Raw genomic sequence first — 7,440 nt, forward strand, 5'->3', positions numbered from 1 at the left:
GGTAACTACGCCGCCGCCAATGCGTACCTCGACGCCGCCGCGCAACACTGGAACTCCCACACGAACACTCCCACCACCGCACTCGCCTGGGGCTACTGGGCCCAGACCAGCACACTCACCCACCACCTCAACGAAACGGACCAGAACCGAATCGCCCGAGGCGGGGTGCGACCACTGTCTGAAAAGGACGGAATGGCGCTGTTCGATGCGGCGCTGCGCAGCACCGAGGCCGCGCTGGTGCCGATGCACCTCGACACTTCGGCGGTGCGCACCGCGGACGGTGGGGTCCCGGCGATCATGCGTGGCCTCGTGCGGCCCGCGCGGCGCACGGCGGAAGTCGCGACGGCGTCCGCCGAATCCTGGGCGCGGAGTCTCGACGGGGTGACCGCGGCCGAGCGCGAACACGCCGTCCTGGACCTGGTGCTCAGCGGGGTGGCGGCCGTGCTGGGGCACGAGACGGGTGAGGCGCTCGATGGGGAGACGGCGTTCAAGGAGCTGGGCTTCGACTCGCTGACCGCGGTCGAGCTGCGCAACCGCCTGACCAAGGTGACCGGCCTGCGCCTGCCCGCGACGGTGGTCTTCGACTACCCGAAGCCCGCGGTGCTCGCCGGCCACCTGATCACGGAACTGTTCCCCGGCAACGGGGAAAGCGCTACCCCGGCGTCCGGAGAGGACGAACTGCGGCGAGTACTCGCCGCGACGCCGCTGAGCCGGTTCCGGGACGCGGGCGTGCTGGACACCCTGCTGGAGCTGGCCGGCTCGGACGTGGCGGGGTCCCCGGCGGCCGGGGACGGCGGGATCGACGAGATGGATGCCGAGGATCTCGTGAAACGGGCGCTGGGCAGCGCCGGGCAGTGAGCCGGCAAGTCCGGGACAGACGCGGAGCACGGAGAACGAACATGGCCACGTCCAACGAAGAGCTCGTCCAAGCGCTGCGTGCCTCGCTGAAGGAGAACGAACGGCTCCAGCAGCGCAACAGCCAGATACTGGCGACCACGAACGAACCCATCGCGATCGTGGGGATGTCGTGCCGTTTTCCTGGCGGAGTCACGTCCCCTGAGCAGTTGTGGGAACTGGTTTCCGGCGGTGTGGACGCGATCGGTACCTTCCCCGACGACCGGGGCTGGGACCTCGACGGGTTGTTCGACCCCGATCCCGATCGTGCGGGGACGTCGTACGTGCGCGAGGGCGGTTTCCTCGAGGACGCGGCGGGATTCGACGCGGGGTTCTTCGGGATCAGCCCGCGCGAGGCGCTGGCGATGGATCCGCAGCAGCGCTTGCTGCTCGAGGCCTCGTGGCACGCTTTCGAAGACGCGGGAATCGATCCCGGCGCGCTCGCGGGAACCGCTGTCGGGTGCTATGTCGGCGTCATCAACCAGGAATACGCCGTCAGTACCCAGACCGGCATCGAGGAGCTCGAGGGTTATCGGCTGACCGGGAACGCGGGCAGTGTGGCGTCGGGTCGCGTGTCATACTCGCTGGGTTTCGAGGGGCCCGCGCTGACGGTGGACACGGCGTGTTCGTCGTCGCTGGTGGCGATTCACCTTGCGGTGCAGGCATTGCGCCGCGATGAGTGCTCGATGGCGCTCGCGGGTGGCGTGACGGTGATGGCGACGCCGAGCCTGTACGTCGACTTTTCGCGGCAGCGAGGTTTGGCGCCGGACGCGCGGTGCAAGGTGTTCTCGGGTGCGGCGGATGGCACCAGTTTCAGCGAGGGCGTCGGGCTCGTGTTGTTGGAGCGGCTTTCGGTGGCGCGTGCCGCGGGGCATCGCATTCTCGGCGTGGTGCGGGGTTCGGCGGTGAATCAGGACGGCGCCTCGAACGGGTTGACGGCGCCGAACGGCCCGTCGCAGCAGCGAGTGATCCGCGCGGCCCTGGCGGCCGCCGGGGTGTCGGCGGACGAGGTCGACGCGGTCGAAGCGCACGGCACCGGCACGAGTCTGGGCGACCCGATCGAGGCGCAGGCGTTGCTGGCGACCTATGGGCGGGGCCGCGACGAGGACCGGCCCTTGTGGCTGGGGTCGGTGAAGTCGAACATCGGCCACACCCAAGGCGCTGCGGGCGTAGCCGGCGTGATCAAGATGATCGAGGCCATGCGCCACGGCGGCCTGCCGAAAACCCTGCACGTCGACGAACCCACGCCGAAGGTGGACTGGACTGGTGGCGCGGTCGAGCTGCTGACCGAGTCCCGCGACTGGCCGGAGACCGGGCGCCCCCGCCGCGCCGGAGTCTCCTCGTTCGGGATCAGCGGCACCAACGCCCACATCATCCTCGAGCAAGCCCCCGAACCCGCTCCGGAGGCGGAGTCCGCGGACCCGGTGTTCCCGGGTGGCGTGGTGCCGGTGGTGCTCTCGGCGCGGACGGATACAGCGCTCTCGGCGCACGCGGAGCGGCTGGTCGAGGCTGCGGGCGCCGGCCTGACCGATGTGGCCACGACGCTGACCGGACGTTCGGCGATGGCCCGCCGAGCCGTGGTGCTGGCCGAGGACGACGAGGCGGCCATGACCGGCCTGCGGGCGGTGGCCTCAGGCGAGACGTCGCCGGCCGTCGTGCACGGAACGGTCCTGCCGGGCAGGTCGGCGGTCGTGTTCTCGGGCCAGGGCTCGCAGTGGGCGGGCATGGGCCGGTCCTGGCCGGAAGGCTCGGTGTTCTCGAAGACCCTGCGCTCGGTTCTGTCGGAATTGGACTGTCCGGGCCTCGCCGAGGTCATGCTCTCCGACGCCGAAGCGCTGGACCGCACGGGCTACACCCAGCCCGCGCTGTTCGCCGCCGAGGTGGCGCTCTGGGAAGTGCTGTCCGCGGCCGGAGTGCGCCCCGACTACCTGCTGGGGCATTCGATCGGCGAGATCACCGCCGCGTACGTCGCCGGTGTGCTGGACCTGCCCGACGCCTGCGCTCTCGTCTCGGCGCGAGCCGGTCTCATGCAGGCGCTCCCCGCGGGCGGCGGGATGGTCGCCGTCGCCGCGCCCGGCGGCATGCGCGCGCTGGACCACCTGACACCGCTGCTGGAAGGCACGGACGTCGTGGTGTCGGCGGCCAACAGCCCTACGTCGGCCGTGCTCTCCGGCGAGGTGACGACCGTGTACGCGCTGGCAGACGAGCTTCTGGCCAAGGGCTGGCGGGTGAACCGGCTGCGGGTGAGCCATGCCTTCCACTCCCCGCTGATGGAGCCGATGCTGGCGGAGTTCGAGCGGATCGCGATCCGGCTCACCTACCGAAAGCCGACGATCCCGATCGTGTCCACCGTGACCGGACGGCCGATCGAACCGGACGCCGGCTACTGGGTTCGCCAGGTACGCGAAAGCGTGCGGTTCGAGCAGGGCGTGCGGTTCGCGCTCGACCAGGGCGTGCGGAACTTTCTCGAGGTCGGTCCGCACAGCTCGCTGGCCGTGGCGATCAGCGAGACCGCGCAGGCGGCCGGGTCGGACGTCGCGGTGAACGGCACCATGCGCCGTGACGACGACAGCCCGCACCGCGTGCTCGCCGGCCTGGCCGCCGCGTTCACCACGGGGCTGGCGGTGGACTGGCCCGCCGTGCTCGGCCGGACGGGTACGCGGGTGGCGTTGCCGGCTTACCCGTTCGAGCACGAGCGGTACTGGCTCACGTCCACAAAGGCCTCGGACGTCACGGACGCCTCGGCACTGGGACAGCGGGTCTCCGCCCATCCGGTGCTGGGCGCGGTCGTGGATCTCACGCAGGAGTCCGGCGTGGTGCTGACCGGTCGTGTGGGAACCGGGCTGCAGCCGTGGCTGGCGGGCCACTCCGTGTTCGGCACCGTCGTCGTCCCGGCGACCGGCGTGGCCGACTGGGTCTGGCACGCGGGCGGTCAGGTGGACTGCCCGGAGATCAGGGAGCTCGTGCTCGAGTCGCCGCTGGTGCTGGCCGATCGTGCGCCCCGGCAGGTGCAGGTGCGCGTCGCCGCGCCCGCTGAGGACGGGAACCGTGCGGTGACAGTGCATTCGCGTGCCGGCGGTGAGGAATCGGAGTGGGTCTGCCACGCCACCGCCACGGTGGGCCCGGCGACCCGCGGCGTCACTGGTGAGGCACTCACCGAATGGCCGCCCGCGGGAGCGGAGTCGTTCGACCTGACGGAGCCCTACGCCTCGCTCGCGGAAGCCGGGTTCACCTACGGTCCCGGTTTCCAGGGGCTGCGCCGTGCCTGGCGGCTCGGCGACGAGCTCTACGCCGAGGTGGAGCTCCCCACTCCGGGCGTCGAGGACAAGTTTCTGATGCACCCGGCGCTGCTGGACGCCGCCATGCACGTGGGTGCGGTGGACTCGGTCGGGCGACGTGCGAGCGCGGCGATGCCATTCGAATGGCGCGGCGCGCGGGTGTACGCTTCCGGGCCGACCGCTTTGCGAGTGCGGTGGCAGTCCACCGGCCCGAACGCGTTCCGGCTGGACATGGCGGATTCGTCCGGTGCGCCGGTGGCCGCGGTCGACCGCATCGTCACCCGGCCGGTCACCGCCGACACCGTGCGCGAGCAGTCCGGTGCAGGCCTGTTTTTCGTGGACTGGCAACAGATCCCGGTCACTGGCGAAGCGGAGGAAGCCCCGGTCGCCGAGGTCGTCCGGGTGACGGGGAACGAGCCCGCGAAGGTCGTCGGCGAGACGGTCGACCTCGTCCAGCGGTGGCTGGCCAAGGAAAAGGAAAGCGACGCCCGGCTGGTGGTGGCGACGACACGCGCCGTCGCGGCGGTTTCCGGCGACGAGGTCGATCCGGCGCTGGCACCGGTCTGGGGTCTGGTGCGCACGGCGCAGAACGAGCACCCCGGCCGGTTCGTCCTGGTCGACGTCGACGACGATCCCGCTTCGCGAGCCGTGGTGCCCGCCATGACCGGCATTGGTGAGGACCAGGTGGCGATCCGGTCCGGCAGGCCGAGGATTCCCCGCTTGGTGCGGCGCCAGCCCGGTGAACCGCTGACCCCGCCACCGGGCTCCTGGCGGCTCGCCAGCCGCGGCACCGGCAGCGTGTCCGACCTGACCCTGCAGTCGTGGGCAGAGGGCGACCGCGAACTGGAGCACGGTGAGGTGCGGATCGCGGTGCGCTCGGTCGGGGTCAACTTCCGTGACGTGGTCACCGCGCTGGGCATGGTGGCCGACCAGCGTGCCCTCGGTGGTGAGGGCGCCGGAGTGGTCGTCGAGACCGGGCCCGGGGTGACCGGCCTGGCCGTCGGCGATCGGGTGCTGGGCCTGCTGCCTGCCGCGGGACCGGTCGTGGTGACGGACCGGCGGACGGTGGCCCCCATCCCGGAGGGCTGGTCGTTCGCCGAGGCGGCCACGGTCCCGATCGTGTTCCTGACGGCGTGGTACGGGCTGCGTGAGCTGGCGGGCCTGCGTTCCGGCGAGACCGTGCTGGTGCACGCCGGCGCCGGAGGCGTGGGCATGGCGGCGATCCAGCTCGCCCGGCTGTGGGGCGCGAAGGTGCTGGCGACGGCGAGTCCGGGCAAATGGCCGGTGTTGACCGGGCTGGGGATCGCTGAAGTGGACATCGCTTCCTCGCGGACCACCGAGTTCGCCACCCATTTCGCCTCCGCCGGGATCGACGTCGTGCTCAACTCGCTGGCCGGGGCGCAGGCGGACGCGTCGCTGGGGCTGCTGCGGTCCGGTGGCCGGTTCCTCGAGATGGGCAAGACGGATATCCGTGACCCGGCGGACTACCCGGAACTGCGGTACCAGGCGTTCGATCTGATGGACGCGGGCCTCGACACCCTGGCCAAGATGCTCGAGGAGCTCTTGGCGCTGTTCGCACGCGGCGACCTGCGGCCGCTGCCCGTGACCGCGTGGGACATCCGGCACGCGGCCGGCGCGTACCGGTACGTGAGCCAGGCCAAGCACACCGGGAAGGTCGTGCTGACGATCCCGGAAGGGCTCGGCCCCGACAGAACGGTCCTCGTCACCGGCGGGACGGGCGTTTCGGGTGGACTGTTCGCGAAACACCTGGTGACCGAACGAGGCGTGCGGCGTCTGCTGCTGATCAGCAGGCAGGGCCTCGCGGCGGAGGGCGCGGCGGAGCTGCGGCAGGAGCTGACCGGGTTGGGCGCCGACGTGACCGTCTCGGCATGCGACGTGACCGACTTCGAGTCGCTGCGCGAGGTGGTGCGGGGGCATTCGCTCCAGGCTGTCGTGCACATGGCGGGCGTCTTGGCGGATGCCCCGATCGAGGCGATCCGGCCGGAACAGGTGGCCACCGTGCTGGCGCCGAAGGTGCTCGGGGCGTGGAACCTGCACCAGCTCACCCGCGAAATGGACCTGTCGTCCTTCGTCCTGTTTTCGTCGATGGCCGGGGTCGTGGGCAGCCCCGGACAGGGTGTCTACGCGGCGGCTAATGCGTACCTGGACGGCCTGGCCGCGTACCGCAAACGGCACGGTCTGCCCGCTGTTTCGCTGGGCTGGGGGCTGTGGGGCGGTTCGGGCGGGATGACGGGCGGCCTCGGGCAGACGGACCTCGCCCGGATCGCGCGTGGCGGCGCGGTGGCGATGAGCGACGAGGAGGTGCTCACGCGCTTCGACTCCGCCCTTGGCATCGCGGCCGCGGTGGTGGTTCCCGCGGTGGTGGACATCGGCGCTCTGCGCGCCGATGTGGACAACGTGCCCACGATCATGACGGGTCTGGTGCGCCGCACGCCGCAGCGGAGCGCGGCGGAAGGCGAGACGACGAGCGGACTGGTGCAGCGACTGTCCGGGCTGAGCGCCGCGAAGCAGCAGCGTGTCGTGCTCGACCTGGTGCGCCGTGAGGCGTCGGTGGTCCTTGGGCACAGCGGCCAGCACGCCATCGACCCGGATCAGCAGTTCAAGGACCTGGGGTTCGATTCGCTGACGGCTGTCGAGCTCCGCAACCGCCTGGCGAACGCCACGGGCTCACGGCTGTCCGCCACGCTGGTGTTCGATCACCCGACCCCGGTGGAACTGGCCAGGGAGCTCACCGCCCGGATCGCCCCGGCGACCAAGACTCCCGCCGATTCGGCTCTGTCCGAATTGGACAGCGTGGAGCTGGCGATCCCGGCCTTGCTCGGTGCGGGCGACGGTGGGCAGGAGAAGGTGCTGGGCCGGCTGCGTGACCTCGTCCGGAAACTCGAGGCACCGGCGGCCGGGCAGGCCGAGGTGGCCATCGACCCGGCCGCGGCCACCGACGACGAACTTTTCGATCTGCTGGACCAGCTCGGCAATTCCCGTGGAAGGCGAGACGCGTGACCACCAGCGAAGACAGGCTCCGCACGTACCTCAAGCAGGCGACGACCGATCTGCTGGCGACGCGCCGGCGGCTCGAGGAGCTGGAGGACCGGAGCGGCGAACCGATCGCGATCGTGGGGATGTCGTGTCGTTTTCCGGGTGGGGTTTCGTCTCCGGAGGAGTTGTGGGATCTGGTGTCCGGTGGGGTGGATGCGATCGGTGAGTTTCCGGACGATCGGGGTTGGGATCTGGACGGTTTGTTCGATCC

At 71.0% G+C, this 7,440-nt stretch carries 3 protein-coding genes; all 3 read left to right on the forward strand.

Features of this window, described 5'->3' with window-relative positions; genetic code table 11:
- A partial coding sequence (locus VJT49_RS00025) for a beta-ketoacyl reductase (RefSeq protein WP_324161805.1) occupies positions 1 to 858 on the forward strand: 858 nt, incomplete at its 5' end.
- The gene (locus VJT49_RS00030; protein ID WP_414635754.1) at positions 855 to 7,193 is read left to right on the forward strand and encodes an SDR family NAD(P)-dependent oxidoreductase; all 6,339 of its coding nucleotides are present in this window, start codon (positions 855 to 857) and stop codon (positions 7,191 to 7,193) included. The genes VJT49_RS00025 and VJT49_RS00030, both read left to right, overlap by 4 nt.
- On the forward strand, positions 7,190 to 7,440 hold a 251-nt coding region (locus VJT49_RS00035), incomplete at its 3' end, for a beta-ketoacyl synthase N-terminal-like domain-containing protein (protein ID WP_324161808.1). The genes VJT49_RS00030 and VJT49_RS00035, both read left to right, overlap by 4 nt.

It is taken from the genome of Amycolatopsis sp. (genome assembly GCF_035276945.1).
Classification (GTDB): Bacteria; Actinomycetota; Actinomycetes; order Mycobacteriales; family Pseudonocardiaceae; genus Amycolatopsis_E.